This window comes from Curtobacterium sp. MCSS17_015 (assembly GCF_003234265.2).
GTDB lineage: Bacteria > Actinomycetota > Actinomycetes > Actinomycetales > Microbacteriaceae > Curtobacterium.
This window is the reverse complement of record NZ_CP126256.1, coordinates 1818167-1839532: the sequence shown is the minus strand read 5'-3', so window position 1 is coordinate 1839532 and position 21366 is coordinate 1818167. Positions and strand designations below refer to the sequence as shown.

The following is a 21366-nucleotide window of genomic DNA, read 5'->3' as shown; positions in this document are numbered from 1 at the left end:
ACAGAGAGAGAAGCCTGATGGCCCACCAGTGGCAGGGAGTCCTGCGCGAGTACGCCGACCGACTCGACGTGACGGACGCGACCCCGATCGTGACGCTCGGTGAGGGCGGGACCCCGCTCATCCCGGCGCGACGGCTCTCGGAGCGCACCGGTGCGCAGGTGTACGTGAAGTACGAGGGCATGAACCCGACGGGTTCCTTCAAGGACCGCGGCATGACCATGGCGATCTCGAAGGCCGTCGAGCACGGCGCGAAGGCCGTCATCTGTGCCTCGACCGGCAACACGAGCGCTTCGGCGGCCGCGTACGCCACGCACGCCGGCATCACCGCCGCGGTGCTGGTGCCCGAGGGCAAGATCGCGATGGGGAAGCTCAGTCAGGCCGTCGCCCACGACGCCCAGCTGCTGCAGGTGCAGGGAAACTTCGACGACTGCCTCGACATCGCGCGGGACCTGTCGGCGAACTACCCGGTGCACCTGGTCAACTCGGTCAACAACGACCGTATCGAGGGGCAGAAGACCGCCGCGTTCGAGGTCGTCGACGTCCTGGGCGACGCGCCGGACTTCCACTTCCTGCCCGTCGGCAACGCGGGCAACTACACCGCGTACTCCCGCGGTTACCGCGAGGACGTCGCCTCGGGCCGTTCGTCGAAGATGCCGCGCATGTTCGGCTTCCAGGCGGCCGGCTCGGCGCCGATCGTCCGCGGTGAGGTCGTGCCCCACCCGGAGACCATCGCGTCGGCGATCCGCATCGGCAACCCGGCGTCCTGGAAGTACGCACTCGAGGCCCGGGACGAGACCGACGGCTACTTCGGCGCGATCTCCGACGAGGCGATCCTCGCCGCGCACCACATCCTCTCCGCCGAGGTCGGCGTCTTCGTCGAGCCCGCCTCGGCCATCGGTGTCGCAGGACTGCTCGAGCGGTCCGACGCCGGCGTGGTCCCGAAGGGTGCGACGGTCGTCATCACGGTCACCGGTCACGGCCTCAAGGACCCGCAGTGGGCGCTCCGTACCCAGGACGGTGGCGAGGTCACGCCGACGAGCGTGCCGGTCGACACCGCCGCCGTCGCCGGCGTGCTCGGACTGGTCAGCGCGCGGTGAGCGTCGACCGCTCGTCCGGACCGGGGGAGGGCGTGACCGCCCTGGAAGCTGTACCGGCCGGACGGGCGGTCCGCGTGCGCGTCCCGGCGACCTCGGCGAACCTCGGGCCGGGGTTCGACTCGCTCGGACTCGCGCTGTCCCTCTACGACGAGGTCGACGTCCGCGTCCGCCGTGCCCCGGGATCGACCGTCACCATCGTGGGCGTCGGCGCGGGTGAGGTCCCGACCGACGACACGAACCTCGTCGTCCGGGCGGTCCGCCGCGGCTTCGAGCACGCGGGCGTCGAGCAGCCGGGGCTCGAGCTGCACGCGACGAACGCCATCCCGCACGGCCGCGGCATGGGGTCCTCCGCCGCCGCGATCGTCGCCGGACTGATGGCGGCACGCGGCCTCCTCGCCGGCGTGGTCGACCTCGACGCGTCGACGCTGCTGACCCTCGCCACCGAGATGGAGGGGCACCCGGACAACGTCGCGCCGGCCCTCTTCGGCGGCCTGACGATCGCGTGGATGACCGCCGACGGCCCCGCGTACAAGCGGTTGCTCGTGCACCGCGGCGTCTCGCCCGTCGTCTTCGTGCCGACCTCGACGCTGTCGACGAAGCTCGCGCGCTCCCTGCAGCCGATGACCGTGCCGCACGAGGACGCCGCCTTCAACGTCTCGCGCTCGGCACTGCTCGTCGCGGCCCTCATCCAGAGTCCCGAGCTGCTGCTCGCCGCGACCGAGGACCGCCTCCACCAGGCCTACCGGGCGAGCGCGATGCCCGAGACCGACGCCCTGATCGGCCTGCTCCGCCAGCACGGTCTCGCGGCCGTCGTCTCGGGGGCCGGACCGAGCCTGTTGGTGATGGGGAGCGACCCCGCGCAGCGCCTCGCGGCCGCCGAACTGGTCGAGCGACACGCCGAATCCGCCTGGCGTCCGCTCATGCTGGCCGTCGACCTCGGTGGTGCTACAGTGAAGCCGCACCCGACGCTCGAAGCCGAACTCGCGGAGGCGTCGACCATCCCAGGTCGACCGCCACGCTGATCCGGTGCGTGGGGCACTCTCTCCAGATCACCGTTCCCGGTCCGTCGTCTGAACGACGGCCGTTGCACACCCGCCACGGGAACGGTGGAAACTCTCCGCGTTCTGCGGTCGGAAGGAACAACAGCATCGTGACCGACGTCACCACCTCCACCGGTTCGGTGGAGATCCCCACTGACCTGCGCGCGCTCCGTCTCCCGGAGCTCCAGCGCATCGCCTCGTCCCTCGGGATCACGGGGCTCTCGAAGCTCCGCAAGGGCGACCTCATCGCCTCCATCGAGGACAAGCGCCCGGCCGAGGCGACCGCCTCCGTCACGCCGACCCTCGACGGTGCCGGCACCGGCACGCCGGGTACGGAGGACGCCCCGTCCCAGGACGCCGCCGCGCAGGCACCTGCTGAGCAGATCGCCGCCGCTCCGGCCCAGCAGACCGCCGAGCCGGTCGCCGAGGCCCCGTCGCGCGGCCGCCGCAGCCGCCGCGCCTCCTCCGGCGGCACCGTGACCGCCACCGAGCCGACCGCCGCCGCGTCGCACACGAACGCCGGACACACCGGTACCGAGGACCTGCTCGCCGGTCTCGACCAGGTCCGTGCCGAGAAGGACGCCCAGGAGGCCGCGCAGAGCGGTCAGCGTCGTGGCCGCGGTCGTGACCGCCAGGCGCAGCAGGCCGACGGCCAGGAGGCCCGGGGCGGCGCCACCGCCGAGGCGCAGGTCCCCGTCGAGGACGCGCTCGAGCAGGGTGACCAGGACGCCGTCCAGCAGGACGAGGGCCAGCAGGCCGACCAGGCCGACGCGGGCGAGCAGAGCGAGGGCGGCGCCCGTCGCGGCCGTCGGAGCCGAGGCCGCGGTCGTGGCCGCGGGCAGAACGGCGACCAGGCCGAGCAGAACGGTCAGCAGGCCGAGGCCGACAAGGGCGAGCAGAAGCAGCAGAACGGCAAGCAGCAGAACGCCGACAAGGCCGAGCAGAAGCAGAACGGTCAGCAGAAGCAGGCCGACCAGCAGCGCGGCGACCAGCAGCGTGGCGACCAGCAGCGCGCCGACCAGCAGCGTGCCGCCGAGCAGGAAACCGAGAACGGTCGGACCCGTCGCCAGCGTGACCGCAAGCGCGGCCGCGGTGGTCAGAACGACGAGTTCGAACCCGAGGTCACCGAGGACGACGTCCTCATCCCGATCGCCGGCATCCTCGACGTCCTCGACAACTACGCCTTCGTCCGCACCACCGGCTACCTGCCGGGACCGGAGGACGTGTACGTCTCGCTCGGCCAGGTGAAGAAGTACCACCTCCGCAAGGGCGACGCCGTCGTCGGTGCCATCAAGCAGCCGCGGGACAACGAGCAGCAGAGCCGCCAGAAGTACAACGCGCTGGTCAAGATCGACACGATCAACGGCCAGACCGCCGACGAGGCTGCGGCCCGCGTCGACTTCCAGGACCTCACCCCGCTGTACCCGAACGAGCGCCTGCGCCTCGAGACGGAGCCGGGCAAGCTGTCGACCCGCATCATCGACCTCGTGTCGCCGATCGGCAAGGGCCAGCGCGGTCTCGTCGTGTCGCCGCCCAAGGCCGGCAAGACCGTCGTGCTGCAGGCCATCGCGAACGCCGTGTCGACGAACAACCCCGAAGCGCACCTCATGGTCGTCCTCGTCGACGAGCGTCCCGAAGAGGTCACCGACATGCAGCGCACGGTGAAGGGCGAGGTCATCGCCTCGACCTTCGACCGCCCCGCGGAGGACCACACGACCGTCGCCGAGCTCGCCATCGAGCGCGCCAAGCGCCTGGTCGAGCTGGGCCACGACGTCGTCGTGCTGCTCGACTCGATCACCCGCCTGGGTCGTGCGTACAACCTGGCCACCCCGCCGTCGGGCCGCGTGCTCTCCGGTGGCGTGGACTCGGCCGCGCTCTACCCGGTCAAGCGCTTCTTCGGCGCCGCCCGGAACATCGAGAACGGTGGCTCGCTCACGATCCTCGCCACCGCGCTCGTCGAGACCGGGTCGAAGATGGACGAGGTGATCTTCGAGGAGTTCAAGGGCACCGGCAACATGGAGCTCCGTCTCAACCGGCACCTCGCCGACAAGCGGATCTTCCCGGCCGTCGACATCAACGCCTCGGGCACCCGTCGTGAGGAGCAGCTGCTCTCCGCCGACGAGGTCGCGATCACGTGGCGTCTCCGCCGGGCCCTCGCCGGACTCGACCCGCAGCAGGCGCTGGACGTCGTGCTCCGGAACCTCAAGGAGACGCAGTCGAACGTCGAGTTCCTCGTCCAGATCCAGAAGTCGGTGCCGGCGACCAACGGTCACCACGGCAACGGCCACCAGGAGTAACGCGTGTTCGAGTCGGTGGCAGGGCTGCTGGCGGAACACGAGGAACTGACGCAGCAGCTGTCGGACCCCGCGCTCCACGCCGACCCGGCCCGCGCCAAGAAGGTCAACCGGCGGTACGCCGAGCTGAGCCAGATCAAGGCCGCGTACGAGGCATGGCAGGCGGCGGGGGACGACCTCGCCGCCGCCCGGGAACTCGCGCGTGAGGACGAGGCGTTCGCGGACGAGGTCCCCGGGCTCGAGGAGCAGCTGGCGGAGCGCCAGGAGCGTCTCCGCCGGCTCCTCATCCCGCGTGACCCCGACGACGGGCGCGACGTCATCATGGAGATCAAGGGCGGCGAGGGCGGCGAGGAGTCCGCGCTGTTCGCTGCCGACCTGCTCCGGATGTACTCGCACTACGCCGAGGGCAAGGGCTGGAAGGTCGAGATGCTCGAGCGCACCGAGTCCGACCTCGGTGGCTACAAGGACGTCCAGGTCGCGATCAAGTCGAACACGACCGACCCGTCGCAGGGCGTGTGGGCGCATCTCAAGTACGAGGGCGGCGTGCACCGCGTGCAGCGTGTGCCGGCGACCGAGTCGCAGGGCCGCATCCACACCTCGACGACCGGGGTGCTCGTCTTCCCCGAGGTCGACGAGCCCGAAGAGGTCGAGATCAACCAGAACGACCTCAAGATCGACGTCTACCGGTCGTCCGGTCCCGGCGGGCAGTCCGTCAACACGACGGACTCCGCGGTGCGGATCACGCACCTCCCGACGGGCATCACGGTCGCCATGCAGAACGAGAAGTCGCAGCTGCAGAACCGTGAGGCCGGCATGCGCGTCCTCCGTGCCCGCATCCTCGCGCGGCAGCAGGAGGAGCGCGACGCCATCGCCTCGGACGCGCGCAAGTCGCAGATCCGCGGGATGGACCGGTCGGAGCGGATCCGGACGTACAACTTCCCGGAGAACCGGATCGCGGACCACCGCACGGGCTACAAGGCGTACGACCTCGACCGCGTCATGAACGGTGCGCTCGAGCCGGTCGTGCAGTCCGCCATCCAGGCGGACGAAGAGGCCAGGCTGGCCGCCATCGGCGACCAGGACGCCTGACGCCGACGTGGACGACACGTTCGACTCCGGCCCGTCCCGCACCGGGGACGCGACCGGCCGGGAGGCCCGCGCCGCGTCCGACCCGCAGCCCGCGTTCGCGGCGGACCGCCTCCTGCGTGAGGCGGCCGTGGCGCTGGCCGCGGCGGGCGTGGTGACACCACAGGTCGACGCCGAACTCCTGCTCGCCTGGGCGACGGACACCTCCCGCGGGGCCGTCCAGGCTCGTGCGATGACCGGGGGAGCGATCGCCCCGGACCACGTCGAGCGCTTCCGGCACGCCGTCGCCCGTCGGCGGACCCGCGAGCCGCTCCAGCACGTCACCGGCGAGGCGCACTTCCGGGCGTTGACCCTCGCCGTCGGACCGGGCGTCTTCGTCCCGAGGCCCGAGACCGAGTCGGTCGTGCAGTTCGGCATCGACGCGCTCCGTGCCACGGCCGTCGCCGAGCCGATCGCCGTCGACCTCGGGTCCGGCAGCGGTGCCATCGCGATCGCCATGGACACCGAGGTGCCCAACGCCGTCGTGTACGCCGTCGAACGCTCCCCCGAGGCCCTGCCCTGGACGCGGCGCAACACCGCGGCGCACGGTGGCACGGTGCACCTCGTCGAGGGTGACCTCGCAGACGCGTTGCCGGAACTCGACGGTCGGGTGTCGGTCGTCGTCTCGAACCCGCCCTACGTCCCCGACGACGCCGTTCCCGTCGACCCGGAGGTCCGTGACCACGACCCGGCACTCGCACTGTACGGGGGACCTGACGGTCTGGACGCCGTGCGCGCCCTGACCGAGACCGCGTGGCGCCTGCTCGTCCCCGGTGGGACGCTCGTCGTCGAGCACGCGGAACAGCAGGGTGAGGGCGTCCGGCGGGTCCTCGCGGACCGGGGGTTCCGGTCCCCGCAGACGCACGTCGACCTCACCGGACGCGACCGGACCACGACCGCGACCCGCGCGTAGTCCGGTCGTGTCGGCGCAGCGGCACCGAGGAGCCAGCGGGCGGGGTCGTGCGTGACCGGTGCCGGGTCTCTCCCCACCGGCACGGCCCGTCCGCCGCTGGCGCGTCGGCCGGGGACCGGCGGCGTGGGCCGAGGCCGGCGACGCCTACGCGACCGGGGTGGTCTCGTGCGCGGAGACGAAGGTGCGGACCGCCTGGCGCAGGTCGGTGTCGCGCTCGACGAGCACGGCGGTGATGCCGACGCTCCGTGCACCGGCGACGTTCTCGGGCATGTCGTCGGCGAAGAACGTGCGCTCGGCGGGGACGCCGTGGTGCTCGAGCACGCGCCGGAACACGTCCGGGTCCGGCTTGCGGGCGCCGAAGGCGCTCGAGGTGTCGAGGTGCTCCTCGAAGAGCGGCGGCAGGGACGGGACCCACTGGTGCAGCCACCGACCGGCCAGCGGCCCGTTGTTCGTGAGGAGCGCGACCCGGCCGTGCTGCTTGGCGATCCGGACGGCCTCGACCCGGTCGGGCAGCTCGGTCATCGCGGCGCCGCGGACCCGGGCCCACTCGGACTCCGGCACCTCGCACCCCATCGCCTGCTGGAAGGCCGCGAGGTACTCGTCTCCGTCGGCGTAGTGCCCCGCCTCGGCGCGCTGCTCGTTGCCCGTGTCCCACCAGCGGCGACGGAGCTCGGCGAAGTCGTGCCCGGTCAGCTCGGTCAACCCGGCCATGCGGGTCATCCAGTCGTAGCGGACGAGCACGTCGTCCATGTCGAAGAGGAACAGGAGTGGGGGCGCGGGCGTCTCGTTCACGATGCCACCTATCCTCGCGCACTATCATCGTGCAGGTCATGGCTTCCCGATACGACTGTTCCGACCCCGACGGGCTCCTGACCGGCATGCGGCTCGCACGGACCGCCCTCGGTCGGGGCGAACTCGTCGTCGTGCCCACCGACACGGTGTACGGCGTCGCGGCGGACGCGTTCAGCGCGTCGGCCGTGCAGCGCCTGCTCGACGCGAAGGGTCGGACGCGGCAGTCCCCGCCGCCCGTGCTCATCCCGGGTGTGGCCACCCTCGACGCCCTCGCGAGCGAGGTCCCGGAGCCGGTCCGTCGGCTCGTCGAGGAGTTCTGGCCCGGCGGCCTCACCGTGATCCTCCGTGCCCAGCCGTCGCTCGACTGGGACCTCGGTGAGACGCGGGGGACCGTCGCGCTCCGGATGCCGGACTCCCGCATCGCGCTGGAACTCCTGCGCGAGGTCGGTCCGCTCGCGGTCTCCTCGGCGAACTCGACCGGCGACCCGGCCGCGATGGACATCGACGACGCCGAGCGCATGCTCGGTGACAGCGTCGCCGTCTACCTCGACGGCGGAGCCCTCCCGACGCACGACGGTGCCGCCGCGTCGACGGGCTCGACGATCGTGGACGCGACGGGCCTGGCCGCGGGGGAGGGCTTGCGCATCGTCCGCCACGGCGTGATCCCGGACGACGAGATCCGGCGGGTCGTCGGGGACGACCTCGTCCTGTGAAGTTCTACCTGCTCGCGGGGGTCATCTCGGCGGTCGTGAGCTTCCTCGTCAGCTGGCTCGTCTGGAAGTTCGGGATCCGGTACAGGTGGTACCCGAAGGTCCGCGAACGGGACGTGCACCGCACGCCGACGCCGCGGCTGGGGGGCATCGCGATGTTCGTCGGCGTCATCGTCTCGCTGCTGTGCGCGTGGTTCCTGTTCCCGGTCATCGCGGGCCAGGACTACTTCCGGCTCGTGTTCGCCGAACCCGGCCGGGTGATCGCGGTCCTGGCTGGCGCGACGATCATCGTGGTGCTCGGGGTGGCGGACGACATCTGGGACCTCGACTGGATGACGAAGCTCGCCGGACAGATCATCGCGGCGGGGATCCTGGCGTGGCAGGGCGTCGCGATCGTCTCGTTGCCCATCGGCAACACGCTCGGCGTCGGTTCGTCGTACATGAGCCTCATCTTCACCGTGCTCGCGGTCGTGCTCGTCATGAACGCCGTCAACTTCATCGACGGACTCGACGGGCTGGTGGCCGGGGTGGCGATCATCGCCGGCGGCGTGTTCTTCCTGTACACGTTCTTCATCAACCGCGTGGTGGTGGAGACCGAGTTCTTCTTCAACCTCCCGTCACTGCTCACCGCCGTGCTCGTCGGGGCCTGCGCGGGCTTCCTCGTCCTCAACTGGCACCCGGCGAAGCTCTTCATGGGTGATGCCGGTGCGTTGCTCGTCGGGTTCCTCATGGCGACCAGTGCGGTGTCGATCACGGGCAACATCGACCCCGCCGCGGTCCGGACCCGCACCGACCTCCTGCCGGCCTTCATCCCGATCCTGCTGCCCTTCGCCATCCTGGTCGTGCCGATCCTCGACTTCGGCCTGGCCGTGATCCGACGGGTCAGCGCGGGGAAGTCCCCGTTCTCGGCGGACCGGAAGCACCTGCACCACCGCCTGCTCGACATGGGGCACTCGCACTTCCACGCGGTGCTCATCTTCTACGCCTGGACCGCGGTCGTCGCGTTCGGGTGCCTGCTCTTCCTGTTCGTCAACTGGTGGTGGGTCGCGGCGTTCGTCGCCGTCGGCTTCACGGTGTGCGCCATCGTCACGTTCGCACCGCTCGGTCGGAAACGGGTCGAGATCGCCGCGCAGACCACCGCGTCGCCGGGTGCGCCCTTCGACGCGAGCCACGACCCGCTCGACCGCGCAGCCGCCGTCCGGGACCCGCACACCAGCCCCCGGCCCCGCTCGACCTCTGGAGACCCATCGTGACCGCACCGAACGCGCTCGACCACGTCCGGCCGGTGTTCCGCCGCATCCTCGTGCAGGGCGCGGGCCTGGCGGCCGCACTCGCCCTCGTCGGCGGCGTCGTCGGCTGGTTCGTCGACGGCGGACCCGGGCTGACCGGGGGGCTCATCGGCGCGGTGATGAGCGTCGTGTTCTGCGGGTTGACCGCGGTGAGCGTCCTGCTGGCGATCCGGTTCTCCGGTGGACAGATGGTCTCGGGTGCCTTCTTCGGCACGATCATGGGCACGTTCCTCGTGAAGTTCGTGCTGTTCATCGTCGTGCTCGTCGCGCTCAAGGACCGGGACTGGGTGAGCACCCCGGTGCTCGCCGTCGCGATCATCGTCGGCGTCATCGGCTCGCTCGTGATCGACGTCACGGTCATCGCGAGGTCGCGGGTCCCGATCGGTGTGTCCCTGCCCGGAGACCGAACGGACGCTGAGGATCGCGACCCGGCTGCCTGAGAGCCCGAGAAGCCGCACACACCTGATAGGCTTCTGGAGCCCGCTGCCGGAGCTTGAGCTCGGACGGGCAAGCCTCCACTTCAGTCCACCTCCGCGTGCCATGCGTGCGCGCCCCGACACAGGAGACAGCGCTGCTATCCCACGCTCTTCCCCTGTCCCTCATCGCTGCGGGTAACCCCGTCGCGGCGGGGAGCAGCAAGGCCGCCGAGTTCCATGGTCCGTCGATCAACGAGTTCTTCCCGGACCCGATCTTCTTCGCCGGTACTGCGTTCGAGATGGACCGCATCGTCCTCATCCGCTTCTTCGCGGTGGCCGTGCTCCTCGTCTTCGCGTTCGCCGGAACCCGCGCGCTCAAGCTGGTCCCCAACCGTGGACAGGCCTTCATCGAGTACGCCTTCGACGTCGTCCGTCGGAACACCTTCGACAACCTGGGTGAGAAGGACGGCAAGCGCTTCCTGCCGCTCCTCGCGACGATCTTCTTCGGCGTCCTGTTCATGAACCTCACGGGTCTCATCCCGTTCATGAACATCGCCGGCACGAGCCGCATCGCGATGCCGATGATCCTGGCCATCGTCGCCTACGTCGCCTTCATCTACGCGGGGCTGCGCAAGCACCCGGGCACGTTCCTCCGGAACTCGCTCTTCCCGCCCGGGGTGCCGTGGCCGCTCTACCTGATCGTGACACCGATCGAGCTGGTCTCGACCTTCGTCCTCCGTCCGATCACGTTGACGCTGCGACTGCTGATGAACATGGTCGTCGGCCACCTGCTCCTGGTGCTGTTCTTCTCGGCGACCTGGTTCTTCTTCTTCGATGCCGAGAGCCTGTTCAAGCTGTTCGGTGTCGGGACGCTCGCGTTCGGCATCGCCTTCAGCTTCTTCGAAGTCCTCGTCGCGCTGCTGCAGGCCTACGTCTTCATGCTGCTGACGGCCGTCTACATCCAGCTCGCGCTGGCTGACGAGCACTGACACCCTTCTGACCCCCTACGGGGCCGGCGACCGCCGGGCCCGCACCTCGAAAGGAAAACACGTGGACGCAACGACCGTTCTCGCGGAGATCAACGGCAACATCGCGACGGTTGGCTACGGCCTCGCTGCGATCGGCCCGGCCATCGGCGTCGGCATCGTCGTCGGCAAGACGATCGAGTCCGTCGCTCGCCAGCCCGAGCTCCAGGGCCGCCTGACGACCCTCATGTACATCGGTATCGCCTTCACGGAGGCCCTGGCCTTCATCGGCATCGCCACGTACTTCATCTTCACCAACTAAGGTCCCTCGATGCAGAACGCACTCATCATCGCGGCGGAGGAGACCCACAATCCGCTGATCCCACCGGTGTACGACATCGTGTGGTCCGCGGTCGCCTTCGTCATCATCTTCATCGTGATGTGGCGTGTCGTCACGCCGCGGATCACGAAGATGCTCGATGAGCGCACCGAGGCCATCGAGGGCGGCATCAAGAAGGCCGAAGCCGCCCAGCAACAGGCCGCTGCTGCGCTCGACGAGTACAACAAGCAGCTGGCTGATGCGCGTGCCGAGGCGTCGCGCATCCGTGAGCAGGCCCGTGCCGACGCGACCGCGATCGGCAACGAGGTCCGTGAGCAGGCCGCAGCCGACGCCGCACGCATCACCGGGAACGCCCAGGCGCAGATCGAGGCCGAGCGCCAGAGCGCGCTCCAGTCGCTCCGCACCGAGGTCGGAACGCTCGCACTCGACCTCGCGTCGGGTGTCATCGGCGAGTCCCTCCAGGACGACGCCAAGGCGACCGCCGTCGTCGACCGCTTCCTCGCCGACCTGGAGTCGTCGAAGGGCGCCCAGACGGCTGCCGGAACGGAGCACTGAGCATGCGTAGCGCCACCCGCGAAGCGATGTCGTCCACCCGGGCGGCCGTCGCAGACCTCGGCGGCGCCGTCGACCTCGCGGTCGGGACGGAGATCTTCGCCGCAGGGCGTGCGATCGCCCGTGCGCCGCAGTTGCTCAACCTGCTCGCCGACCCGACCGCCGACACCGCCGGCAAGAAGGTCCTCATCGACCGTGTCTTCGCCGGTCAGAGCGACGCCTCGCGCGCCGTCCTGAGCGCGGTGGCCGGTTCGCGCTGGTCCTCCCAGGGGGACCTGCTCGCCGGCATCGAGGACGCGGCCGTCCGGGCCGTGGCAGCGACGGCGGACCAGTCGACCTCGATCGAGGCCGAGCTGTTCGCCTTCGAGACCGCGGTCCGCTCGGATGCCGCACTCGAGCTCGCGCTCGGGACCAAGCTCGGCAGCCCCGACCAGAAGGGCTCGCTCGCCGAGCGTCTCCTGGGCGGCAAGGTCTCGGTGCAGACGATCACGATCGTGTCGAACCTCGTGCAGCAGCCCCGCGGCCGCCGCATCGGTGAGATCGTCCGTGACGCCTCGCGGATCGTCGCCGACCAGGCGGACAAGCTCGTCGCCACGGTCATCACGGCGGCCCCGCTGTCCGACGAGCAGGCGGCTCGCGTCGCCCGCGGCATCGGCGAGCGGTACGGCCGGGACATCAGCGTCAACCAGGTCGTCGACCCCACCGTCCTCGGCGGGGTCCGGGTGCAGGTCGGCGGCGACGTCATCGACGGCACCGTCTCGTCCCGGCTCGCCGACCTCCGTCTCCAGCTCGCGCGCTGAGCGTACGGTCGAAGACGCCCCACCCAAGTCCACAACGGGAACTGTCGCTCGCGGCAGCATCACCCTCTCGGAGCCGAAGGGCCCCGGAAAACCACAAGGAAAATCCCATGGCAGACATCACCATCAGCCCCGATGAGATCCGTGATGCCCTGAAGGACTTCGTCTCGAACTACGAGCCGACGAAGGCCTCCACGGCCGAGGTCGGGCACGTCACCGACGCCGGTGACGGAATCGCCCACGTCGAAGGCCTCCCCGGCGTCATGGCCAACGAGCTCATCCGCTTCGCGGACGGCACGCTCGGCCTGGCGCAGAACCTGGACGAGGACGAGATCGGCGCCATCGTGCTCGGCGAGTTCGGCGGCGTCGAGGAGGGCATGGAGGTCACCCGCACCGGCGAGGTCCTCTCGGCTCCGGTCGGCGACGCCTTCCTCGGTCGCGTGGTCGACCCGCTCGGCGCCCCGATCGACGGTCTCGGCGAGATCGCCGCGGAAGGCCGTCGCGCCCTCGAACTGCAGGCTCCCGGCGTCATGTCCCGCAAGTCGGTGCACGAGCCGCTCCAGACCGGCATCAAGGCCATCGACGCGATGATCCCCGTCGGCCGCGGTCAGCGTCAGCTGATCATCGGCGACCGCCAGACCGGCAAGACGGCCATCGCGATCGACACGATCATCAACCAGAAGGCCAACTGGGAGTCGGGCGACGTCGACAAGCAGGTCCGCTGCATCTACGTCGCGATCGGCCAGAAGGGCTCGACGATCGCGTCCGTCAAGGGTGCGCTCGAGGACGCCGGCGCGATGGAGTACACGACCATCGTCGCCGCGCCGGCCTCCGACCCGGCCGGCTTCAAGTACCTCGCCCCGTACACCGGTTCGGCCATCGGCCAGCACTGGATGTACCAGGGCAAGCACGTCCTCATCATCTTCGATGACCTGTCCAAGCAGGCCGAGGCGTACCGAGCCGTGTCCCTCCTCCTCCGCCGTCCGCCGGGACGCGAGGCCTACCCGGGTGACGTCTTCTACCTGCACTCCCGTCTGCTGGAGCGTTGCGCGAAGCTGTCCGACGAGCTCGGCGCCGGTTCGATGACGGGCCTCCCGATCATCGAGACGAAGGCGAACGACGTCTCGGCGTACATCCCGACCAACGTCATCTCGATCACCGACGGCCAGATCTTCCTGCAGTCGGACCTGTTCAACGCGAACCAGCGTCCGGCCGTCGACGTGGGCATCTCGGTGTCCCGCGTCGGTGGTGACGCCCAGGTGAAGTCGATCAAGAAGGTGTCCGGCACGCTGAAGCTCGAGCTGGCGCAGTACCGCTCGCTCGAGGCGTTCGCGATGTTCGCGTCCGACCTCGACCAGGCGTCGCGTCGTCAGCTCGACCGCGGTGCGCGCCTGACCGAGCTGCTCAAGCAGCCGCAGTACTCGCCGTACCCGGTGGAGGAGCAGGTCGTGTCGATCTGGGCCGGGACCAACGGCAAGCTCGACGAGGTTCCCGTCTCCGACGTGCTGCGCTTCGAGGGCGAGCTGCTCGAGCACCTGCGCCGCAACTCGGACGTGCTCACCACCCTGCGTGAGACGAACCAGCTCAGCGACGAGACCGTCGCCGCCATGGAGCGCGAGATCGACGCCTTCACCAAGGGCTTCCAGACCAGCGACGGCAAGACCCTGGGCTCCGAGCAGGTCGAGTCCGCTTCGGCCGACGACGTCGACCAGGAGCAGATCGTCAAGGGTCGTCGCTAGATGGCGGCACAGGTCCGGGTCTACCGACAGCGAATCAAGTCGGCGAAGACCACCAAGAAGGTCACCCGCGCGATGGAGTTGATCTCGGCGTCGCGGATCCAGAAGGCACAGGCCCGCATGGCCGCGTCCGGCCCGTACTCACGGGCCGTGACGCGGGCGGTGTCGGCCGTGGCGACGTTCTCGAACGTCGACCACGTCCTGACCACCGAGCCGGCGACCTCGACCCGCGCAGCCGTGGTGCTGTTCACGTCGGACCGGGGCCTGAACGGCGCGTTCAGCACGAACGTCCTCAAGCAGGGCGAGGAGCTCGCCTCCCTGCTCCGCAGTGAGGGCAAGGACGTCGTCTTCTACCTGGTCGGGCGTAAGTCCGTCGGGTACTTCGCGTTCCGTGAGCGTCCGTCCGAGCGCCAGTGGGTCGGGAACACCGACCAGCCGGAGTTCTCGACGGCCAAGGAGATCGGCGACGCGGTCGTGTCGAAGTTCCTCCAGGACACGGCCGAGGGCGGCGTGGACGAGATCCACATCGTGTTCAACCGCTTCCTCAGCCTCGCCACGCAGGAGCCGCAGGTCGTCCGGTTGCTCCCGCTGGAGGTCGTCGACGGGGTCGAGGCCCCGTCGAACGACGAGCCCCTCCCGCTGTACGAGTTCGAGCCGGACGCCGACGCAGTCCTCGACGCCCTGCTCCCGGTCTACATCGAGAGCCGCATCTTCAACGCCATGCTGCAGTCGGCTGCCTCCGAGCACGCCGCCCGCCAGAAGGCGATGAAGTCGGCGAGCGACAACGCCGATTCGCTGATCCGCGACTTCACCCGACTCGCCAACAACGCGCGTCAGGCCGAGATCACGCAGCAGATCTCCGAGATCGTCGGCGGCGCCGACGCACTCTCGTCGAAGAAGAAGTAGTGGTCCGCGCAGCTCGCGGACAGAACCCACCCTCAGGAAGGCACCAGCCATGACCGACACCGCCACCACCGCGGTCGAGACGTCGTCGGCGCCCGGTGTCGGCCGGATCGCCCGTGTCACGGGTCCCGTCGTCGACATCGAGTTCCCGCACGACGCCATCCCCGAGATGTACAACCTCCTGTTCACGACGATCACCATCGGTGACTCGTCGCAGGAGATCGGTCTCGAGGTCGCGCAGCACCTCGGCGACGACCTCGTCCGTGCGATCTCGCTGAAGCCGACCGACGGTCTCGTCCGCGGCCAGGAAGTCCGCGACTCCGGCGCCCCGATCTCGGTGCCCGTCGGTGACGTCACCAAGGGCAAGGTCTTCGACGTCCTCGGCAACGTGCTCAACACGGACGAGAAGCTCGAGATCACCGAGCGCTGGCCGATCCACCGCAACGCCCCGGCCTTCGACCAGCTCGAGTCCAAGACCACGATGTTCGAGACCGGCATCAAGTCGATCGACCTCCTCACCCCCTACGTGCAGGGTGGCAAGATCGGCCTCTTCGGTGGTGCGGGCGTCGGCAAGACCGTCCTCATCCAGGAGATGATCCAGCGCGTGGCGCAGGACCACGGTGGTGTCTCGGTGTTCGCCGGCGTCGGTGAGCGCACCCGTGAGGGCAACGACCTCATCGGTGAGATGGAAGAGGCGGGGGTCTTCGACAAGACGGCCCTCGTGTTCGGCCAGATGGACGAGCCGCCGGGAACGCGCCTCCGCGTGGCCCTGTCGGCGCTGACGATGGCGGAGTACTTCCGCGACGTGCAGAAGCAGGACGTCCTGCTCTTCATCGACAACATCTTCCGCTTCACGCAGGCCGGTTCCGAGGTCTCGACGCTGCTCGGTCGCATGCCGTCCGCGGTGGGTTACCAGCCGAACCTCGCCGATGAGATGGGTGTGCTCCAGGAGCGCATCACCTCGACGCGTGGTCACTCGATCACCTCGCTGCAGGCGATCTACGTGCCGGCCGACGACTACACCGACCCGGCACCGGCGACGACGTTCGCGCACCTCGACGCCACGACCGAGCTGTCGCGTGAGATCGCGTCGCAGGGTCTGTACCCGGCGATCGACCCGCTGACGTCGACCTCGCGGATCATGGACCCCCGGTACCTGGGTGCCGACCACTACGAGACCGCCACCCGCGTCAAGGCGATCCTGCAGAAGAACAAGGAACTGCAGGAGATCATCGCGATCCTCGGTGTGGACGAGCTCTCCGAAGAGGACAAGATCACCGTCGAGCGTGCTCGCCGGATCCAGCAGTTCCTCTCGCAGAACACGTACATGGCGAAGAAGTTCACGGGCGTCGAGGGTTCGACCGTCCCGCTGAAGGACACCATCGAGTCCTTCCGCGCCATCGCCGACGGCCAGTTCGACCACGTTGCGACGCAGGCGTTCTTCAACGTCGGTGGCATCAACGACGTCGAAGAGAAGTGGGCACAGATCCAGAAGGAGAACCGCTGAGATGGCGGGTCTCACCGTGAGTGTCGTCTCGGCCGACCGCGAGGTCTGGTCGGGCGACACCACCATGGTCGTCGCACGCACGACGGAGGGCCAGATCGGTATCCTCGCGGGGCACGAGCCGATGCTCGCGACCCTCGCGCAGGGTCAGGTCCGCATCACGCGGGCGGATGGCTCGACCGTCGCGGTCGACGCGGAGGACGGCTTCCTCTCCGTCGAGCACGACACGGTCACGATCGTGGCGCGGCAGGCCGCGCTCGCGTCCTGACCGGACTGACCGTCCTCCTCCCGCCGTCGGAGACGAAGCGGGAGGGCGGGGACACGGAGCGCCCCCTCGACCTCGGGGCGCTCTCCTTCCCGGAACTGGCCACAGAGCGGGCCGCGGTGATCACCGCGGCCCGCTCCGTCAGTTCCGAGGAGTCCTCTGCCCGGACGGCGTTGAAGCTCGGACCGAAGTCCGTCACCGAGCGGTTGCGGAACCTGGTGCTCGACACCAGCCCGTCGATGCCAGCGATCGAGCGGTACACGGGTGTGCTCTACGACCCGTTGGACGCGCTCGGTGCGGATGCGGCGACGCGGGCATGGTGGGACCGACACGTCGTCGTCCAGTCGGCGATGTTCGGCCCGATCGGTGCCGGTGACATGGTGCCGGCGTACCGGCTGTCGCACGATTCGCGGCTTCCCGGCCTCCGTCTGGCGTCGCACTGGCCCGTCCCGGCGGCAGCAGCGCTGTCGGCGCGGGCCGACGGGCTGGTCCTCGACCTCCGGTCCGAGGGGTACCGCGCGCTCGGGCCCGTTCCCGGCGCAGTCCCGCTGCGGGTGGTCAGCATCGCCGGTGACGGTCGGCGGAAGGCGTTGAACCACTGGAACAAGACGGCGAAGGGGCGCCTGGTTTCCCTGCTCGGCAGGACGGGTGCGTCGGTGTCGTCGATGCCGGAGCTGGCCGACTGGGTCGCAGGCAGCGGGGTCGTCGTCGAGCGCGTCGGGGACTCGTGGGACCTCGTCGCCGAGAGCCTGGAGCCGGTCGCGGTCTGACGGTCGGCCCTCCTCCACAGGGGCTCGCACTGACGGCGGTTGTCCACGGCGTGTCGGTGGGAGCGGATCACTGGTCCCGTCGTCGCCAGGCTCGTCGACATGGACACCACCACTCCGACCTCCGCAGCGCCCTTCCTCCGCCACAGCCACGAGATCGCGGCTGCGATCACGCTCCGGGCCGGCGCCCGTGCGCTCGTCGGCCCCGCGCCGCTCTCCGCCGCCGCGGCTGTCGTCGTGACGACGACCTGCGGTGCGCTCGCGACCCGGATCGCGCTCCTCCGGTTCCTCGCGGATCCGTCGCCAGCCGATGCGTCCGGCCTGACCGGCGTCGATCCCTTCACCGAGCCGATGCCTGCGGCGCTCCTGGGACGCGGCCCTGCTCCGGACCCGGACCGCGTGCGTCGCGCGGGGGACCGGTGCGTGGAGGCCTGGCGCGCCTGGAGCCGGACGGGCGGTTCCGGACAGACGGTCGTGGGCGTCGCCGGAGCCCTGGCTCTCGGCGCCTGGTGCTCCTGGGCACTCGGCTCGGAACTCCGTGCTGCGACACGCGCCCGGTACGCCCTCGACCTCCGCGCCGACGACCCCCTCGCGACGCTCGTCGACCGGATGTGCCGGACCCGCCGGCCCCCGGCGTGGCGGAGGTGAGAGCGGGTGCACCGCATCGTCTACGGTGGTGGTGCCGACGGAAGGAGCCGCACGTGCACGACGACGACCTGGTCGAGGACACCGTGCTCCGTCCTCGCGGCCGCCACGCGCTGGGGAACGATCCGGACGACGGGCCCTCGGTGGCGGCCACCGCCGCTGCCGTCCGGCCGTCGGTCGACGGGTCCGCGGCTGACCCGTCGACGGCGATCGAGGACACCGTCGTGCGGCCTGTTCACCGTCCCGCCACACCGTCGGTCCAGCCGGGTGTCCCCGCTGTCCCGGCTCCGTCCGGCGCCTCCGCACCGAGCGGAGCCCCGGCTCCGGACCGTGCCCCGCCGCGCGACCCGCGGCACGGCAGCGACGAGTCGGCACCGACCCGCACGGTCCCGTCCGTCCGGATCGCTGGCCGGGTCCTCCGTCTCGACCGCCCGGTGCTCGTCGGCCGTCACCCGTCGCCACCGCGGGTCGCCCTCGGTCCGGTCCCGGAACTGGTCATGGTGCCGTCGCCGACCGGCCTGGTGTCCTCCTCACACCTCCTGGTCCACGCGGCCGGTGCCACCGCGGTCGTCGACGACCTCCACTCGACGAACGGAACCGTCGTGCGCTCGCCCGGCGCTCCGCCGCACCGAATGCCCGCGGGTGCCTCGATGGTCGTGCTGACCGGTACGGTTGTCGACATCGGCGACGGCAACACGATCGAGGTGCTGTCGCCGTTCGTGCGGTCCGTCCCTCCCGGCGGCCGTGACTCGTCCGGACCGTGGCCGTCCCCACCGTCTTCCACCGGTCCGTCCCACACCCCCAGAGAGCGATCCTGAACCGTGACCGAACTCGGCCGTGCAACCTCCTCCCACGCGATCGCCCTGCCCGACGCCGGAGGTGCGACCCTCACGCTCTCGTGGGGAGCAGCGACGGACGTCGGACGACGCCGTGACCACAACGAGGACAGCTACGTCGTCGACGCCCCCTACTTCGTCGTCGCGGACGGCATGGGCGGGCACCTGGCGGGCGACCGTGCCTCGGACGCCGTCGTCCGTCGACTCGCCGACTCGACCCGGGAGCCGTTCGCCTCGCGCCAGACCATCCAGCGCGCGCTGCTCCTCGCGACGGCGGACATCGAGCGCGCGGCCGGCGGCAACGCGATCGGTGCAGGGACGACCGTCACCGGCGTCGCGCTCGTCGCCGGGCAGGGCCAGCCCGCCGCACTCGTGTTCAACGTCGGGGACTCACGCACCTACCGCAGCGAAGCCGGGGGACCGCTCAAGCGCCTGACGATCGACCACTCGGTCGTCCAGGAGATGGTCGACGCCGGTGTCCTCCGCGCCGAGGACGCCGAGTCGCACCCGGACAGCAACGTCATCACCCGAGCCGTCGGGTTCGGGGAACCCCCGGAGCCGGACTGGTGGACGATCCCGCTGCGCACGGGGGACCGCTACGTCGTGTGCTCCGACGGCCTCACCAAGGAGATCGGCGACGTCGGCATCTCGCGGATCGCCGCCAAGGTGGACGACCCGCAGGAGCTGGCAGAACGGCTGGTCGGCGATGCGGTCATCGCCGGCGGCCGGGACAACGTGACCGTCGTGGTGCTGCAGGTCGACGAGGCCCCCGAGTCGACCGACGACGTCGAGGACACGCTTCCGAGACGATGACCGCCGTGTCGGCGTCCTGTCCCGCTCACGGGACCGGACGCCGACCCCGTGACCGGAGCACCGGACACCTCCGGGCCACCAGCACTGGAATACCACTGCGGTATCGTGTCCACGCCACTCTGACGGGAAGGAGCGACCATGGCGCGCAGGCTGCCGTCGACCCCTCCGGTCCTCCCGGGGTTCAGCCCGGTGCACGTCCTCGGGTCCGGGGGCTTCGCGGACGTGTTCCTCTACGAGCAGGACATGCCACGGCGCCAGGTCGCCGTCAAGGTCCTGCTCGACGAGGTCGTCGACGACCGGGTCCGGCAGATGTTCCAGGCCGAGGCCAACCTCATGGCCCGCCTCAGCACCCACCCCTCGATCCTCACGGTCTTCCAGGCCAGTGTCGCCGCCGACGGTCGCCCGTACCTGGTGATGGAGTTGTGCTCCGCGTCCCTCAGTGAGCGGTACCGGCGTGAGCCCGTGCCCGTGTCGCAGGTGCTCTCAGTGGGGGTGCGCATCGGTTCCGCGCTCGAGACCGCCCACCGTGAGGGCGTCCTGCACCGTGACGTCAAGCCCTCGAACATCCTGCTCACGGCGTACGGCAACCCGGTCCTGTCCGACTTCGGCATCGCCGCCACCCTCGGCGAGGCAGACCCGGACGAGCCCATCGGCATGTCGATCCCGTGGTCGGCGCCGGAGGTCCTCGCCGACGAGTCCCGCGGGACGATCCAGTCCGAGGTCTACTCGCTCGCGGCGACCGTGTCCTCGCTCCTCGCCGGACGCAGCCCGTTCGAGGTGTCCGGTGGCGACAACAGCGCTGCGGCGCTGATGGCGCGGATCGACAAGGGCGGCCCCCGCGCCACCGGCAGGCCGGACGTCCCGCCGACGCTGGAGCGCCTGCTCGCGGCGGCCATGTCACGGCGCCCGCAGCACCGCCCGACGACGGTCATGGACCTCGTCCGGGGGTTCCAGCAGGTCGAGGCCGAACTCAGCCTCCCGCAGACCCCGGCCGAGGTCGCCGTCGAGGCATGGGCGGTCTCGAGCCCGGCGCGCGAGGGCGAGCGGACCGTCGTCGGCGGCATCGGCAGCCCGACCCGCACCGGACGTCGTCGGCGCACCCCGGCGACGCTCCGGGGCGGGGCGGCAGCGACCGCTCCGAGCGGCGTCGGGACGGTGCACCGCAGCGCGTCGGCCGTCCGCGGTCGCCGCGGCCCCCGCAGCGCCGTCCTCTGGGCCTCCGTCGCCTCGGCCGTCGTCATCGCCGCCCTGGCCGTCACGACCCTGGTCGTGGTCACCCGTGGTGGTGCCGACGCCGTGCCCGTCGTGACCGACCTCCGCGCGACGGCGGGCGGCTCGTCCGTCACCTTCCGGTGGACCGACCCCGGCCTCCGGCCCGGCGACACGTTCGTCGTGACCGCCGACGGGACGACCAGTCAACAGTCCGGCACGACCTTCGTGGTCACCGGACGCCCAGGGGCCGAACAGTGCATCAGCGTCGCGGTGAACCGTGACGGTCGGACCGGCGACAGCAGTGACGAGCGCTGTGCGACGATCGGCGCGGCGTCGTGATCCGACGGCTCCTCCG

General features: G+C 70.4%; 22 protein-coding genes. 21 read left to right on the top strand and 1 reads right to left on the bottom strand.

The features are described from left to right. The first annotated feature begins 17 nt into the window (after window positions 1-17). The 5 genes from thrC (at window position 18) to prmC (ending at window position 6469) form a co-directional block, all read left to right on the top strand. Complete coding sequence (gene thrC, locus DEJ18_RS08610; RefSeq protein ID WP_111081651.1) at window positions 18-1097, top strand: threonine synthase; 1080 nt, start codon at window positions 18-20, stop codon at window positions 1095-1097. 32 nt (window positions 1098-1129) lie between these two features. Beyond that, a complete protein-coding gene (thrB, locus tag DEJ18_RS08605; protein WP_111210856.1) occupies window positions 1130-2119 on the top strand; it encodes a homoserine kinase in 990 nt (329 codons plus the stop codon). A gap of 128 nt (window positions 2120-2247) precedes the next feature. Next, window positions 2248-4434, top strand: coding sequence for a transcription termination factor Rho (gene rho, locus DEJ18_RS08600; protein WP_111210764.1), 2187 nt, complete (start codon window positions 2248-2250; stop codon window positions 4432-4434). A 3-nt stretch (window positions 4435-4437) separates the two neighbouring features. Beyond that, window positions 4438-5520: a peptide chain release factor 1 gene (gene prfA / locus DEJ18_RS08595; protein WP_111081653.1), complete on the top strand. Its 1083-nt coding sequence runs from the start codon at window positions 4438-4440 to the stop codon at window positions 5518-5520. Between the two features lie 112 nt (window positions 5521-5632). Further along, entirely contained in the window at window positions 5633-6469 is an 837-nt protein-coding gene (gene prmC, locus DEJ18_RS08590) for a peptide chain release factor N(5)-glutamine methyltransferase (protein ID WP_111081702.1), read from the top strand. 144 nt (window positions 6470-6613) lie between these two features. Here the strand turns inward: prmC and DEJ18_RS08585 are convergent, their stop codons facing one another. Beyond that, complete coding sequence (locus DEJ18_RS08585; RefSeq protein ID WP_258376944.1) at window positions 6614-7261, bottom strand: HAD family hydrolase; 648 nt, start codon at window positions 7259-7261, stop codon at window positions 6614-6616. A gap of 38 nt (window positions 7262-7299) precedes the next feature. Here DEJ18_RS08585 and DEJ18_RS08580 point away from each other — a divergent pair, with 38 nt between their 5' ends. From DEJ18_RS08580 to DEJ18_RS08505, 16 genes are all read left to right on the top strand, one after another. Further along, entirely contained in the window at window positions 7300-7974 is a 675-nt protein-coding gene (locus tag DEJ18_RS08580) for an L-threonylcarbamoyladenylate synthase (protein ID WP_111210854.1), read from the top strand. Continuing rightward, on the top strand, window positions 7971-9224 hold the full coding sequence (locus DEJ18_RS08575; protein WP_111210763.1) for an MraY family glycosyltransferase: 1254 nt from the start codon (window positions 7971-7973) through the stop codon (window positions 9222-9224). The genes DEJ18_RS08580 and DEJ18_RS08575 overlap by 4 nt, the downstream gene beginning before the upstream one ends. Beyond that, window positions 9221-9700 carry a Cg1360 family ATP-synthase-associated protein gene (locus DEJ18_RS08570; protein ID WP_111081655.1) on the top strand — a complete coding sequence of 160 codons (480 nt, stop codon included), beginning with the start codon at window positions 9221-9223 and terminating at the stop codon, window positions 9698-9700. The genes DEJ18_RS08575 and DEJ18_RS08570 overlap by 4 nt, the downstream gene beginning before the upstream one ends. A gap of 104 nt (window positions 9701-9804) precedes the next feature. After that, window positions 9805-10665: a F0F1 ATP synthase subunit A gene (gene atpB, locus DEJ18_RS08565; RefSeq protein ID WP_258376943.1), complete on the top strand. Its 861-nt coding sequence runs from the start codon at window positions 9805-9807 to the stop codon at window positions 10663-10665. Window positions 10666-10726: 61 nt separating this feature from the next. Continuing rightward, window positions 10727-10963, top strand: coding sequence for an ATP synthase F0 subunit C (gene atpE, locus DEJ18_RS08560; RefSeq protein ID WP_027465781.1), 237 nt, complete (start codon window positions 10727-10729; stop codon window positions 10961-10963). Between the two features lie 9 nt (window positions 10964-10972). Next, on the top strand, window positions 10973-11536 hold the full coding sequence (locus DEJ18_RS08555; RefSeq protein WP_111210762.1) for a F0F1 ATP synthase subunit B: 564 nt from the start codon (window positions 10973-10975) through the stop codon (window positions 11534-11536). Between the two features lie 2 nt (window positions 11537-11538). After that, a complete protein-coding gene (locus tag DEJ18_RS08550; RefSeq protein ID WP_111081657.1) occupies window positions 11539-12333 on the top strand; it encodes a F0F1 ATP synthase subunit delta in 795 nt (264 codons plus the stop codon). A gap of 107 nt (window positions 12334-12440) precedes the next feature. Beyond that, window positions 12441-14069 (top strand): F0F1 ATP synthase subunit alpha, encoded by a 1629-nt coding sequence (atpA, locus tag DEJ18_RS08545; protein ID WP_111081658.1) that lies wholly within the window; start codon window positions 12441-12443, stop codon window positions 14067-14069. Continuing rightward, entirely contained in the window at window positions 14070-14972 is a 903-nt protein-coding gene (locus tag DEJ18_RS08540) for a F0F1 ATP synthase subunit gamma (RefSeq protein ID WP_110825110.1), read from the top strand. A gap of 49 nt (window positions 14973-15021) precedes the next feature. After that, window positions 15022-16476: a F0F1 ATP synthase subunit beta gene (gene atpD, locus DEJ18_RS08535; RefSeq protein ID WP_111081659.1), complete on the top strand. Its 1455-nt coding sequence runs from the start codon at window positions 15022-15024 to the stop codon at window positions 16474-16476. A gap of 1 nt (window position 16477) precedes the next feature. Further along, entirely contained in the window at window positions 16478-16741 is a 264-nt protein-coding gene (locus DEJ18_RS08530) for a F0F1 ATP synthase subunit epsilon (RefSeq protein ID WP_110825108.1), read from the top strand. Continuing rightward, complete coding sequence (locus tag DEJ18_RS08525) at window positions 16738-17508, top strand: YaaA family protein (protein WP_349775060.1); 771 nt, start codon at window positions 16738-16740, stop codon at window positions 17506-17508. The genes DEJ18_RS08530 and DEJ18_RS08525 overlap by 4 nt, the downstream gene beginning before the upstream one ends. A 99-nt stretch (window positions 17509-17607) precedes the next feature. Further along, complete coding sequence (locus tag DEJ18_RS08520; protein ID WP_111210760.1) at window positions 17608-18153, top strand: hypothetical protein; 546 nt, start codon at window positions 17608-17610, stop codon at window positions 18151-18153. Window positions 18154-18206: 53 nt separating this feature from the next. Beyond that, entirely contained in the window at window positions 18207-18968 is a 762-nt protein-coding gene (locus DEJ18_RS08515) for a hypothetical protein (RefSeq protein ID WP_111081662.1), read from the top strand. 3 nt (window positions 18969-18971) lie between these two features. Further along, the gene (locus DEJ18_RS08510) at window positions 18972-19799 is read left to right on the top strand and encodes a PP2C family protein-serine/threonine phosphatase (protein WP_111081663.1); all 828 of its coding nucleotides are present in this window, start codon (window positions 18972-18974) and stop codon (window positions 19797-19799) included. A gap of 138 nt (window positions 19800-19937) precedes the next feature. Further along, entirely contained in the window at window positions 19938-21350 is a 1413-nt protein-coding gene (locus DEJ18_RS08505) for a serine/threonine-protein kinase (RefSeq protein ID WP_111210759.1), read from the top strand. The last annotated feature ends 16 nt before the right edge of the window (window positions 21351-21366 follow it).

Bases quoted from the DNA above. Each gene is read 5' to 3' on its own strand.
- thrC (WP_111081651.1), top strand. From the start codon at position 18: ATGGCCCACCAGTGGCAGGGAGTCCTGCGCGAGTACGCCGACCGACTC.
- DEJ18_RS08580 (WP_111210854.1), top strand. From the start codon at position 7,300: ATGGCTTCCCGATACGACTGTTCCGACCCCGACGGGCTCCTGACCGGC.
- DEJ18_RS08555 (WP_111210762.1), top strand. From the start codon at position 10,973: ATGCAGAACGCACTCATCATCGCGGCGGAGGAGACCCACAATCCGCTG.
- DEJ18_RS08550 (WP_111081657.1), top strand. From the start codon at position 11,539: ATGCGTAGCGCCACCCGCGAAGCGATGTCGTCCACCCGGGCGGCCGTC.
- atpA (WP_111081658.1), top strand. From the start codon at position 12,441: ATGGCAGACATCACCATCAGCCCCGATGAGATCCGTGATGCCCTGAAG.
- DEJ18_RS08540 (WP_110825110.1), top strand. From the start codon at position 14,070: ATGGCGGCACAGGTCCGGGTCTACCGACAGCGAATCAAGTCGGCGAAG.
- atpD (WP_111081659.1), top strand. From the start codon at position 15,022: ATGACCGACACCGCCACCACCGCGGTCGAGACGTCGTCGGCGCCCGGT.
- DEJ18_RS08530 (WP_110825108.1), top strand. From the start codon at position 16,478: ATGGCGGGTCTCACCGTGAGTGTCGTCTCGGCCGACCGCGAGGTCTGG.
- DEJ18_RS08520 (WP_111210760.1), top strand. From the start codon at position 17,608: ATGGACACCACCACTCCGACCTCCGCAGCGCCCTTCCTCCGCCACAGC.
- DEJ18_RS08505 (WP_111210759.1), top strand. From the start codon at position 19,938: ATGGCGCGCAGGCTGCCGTCGACCCCTCCGGTCCTCCCGGGGTTCAGC.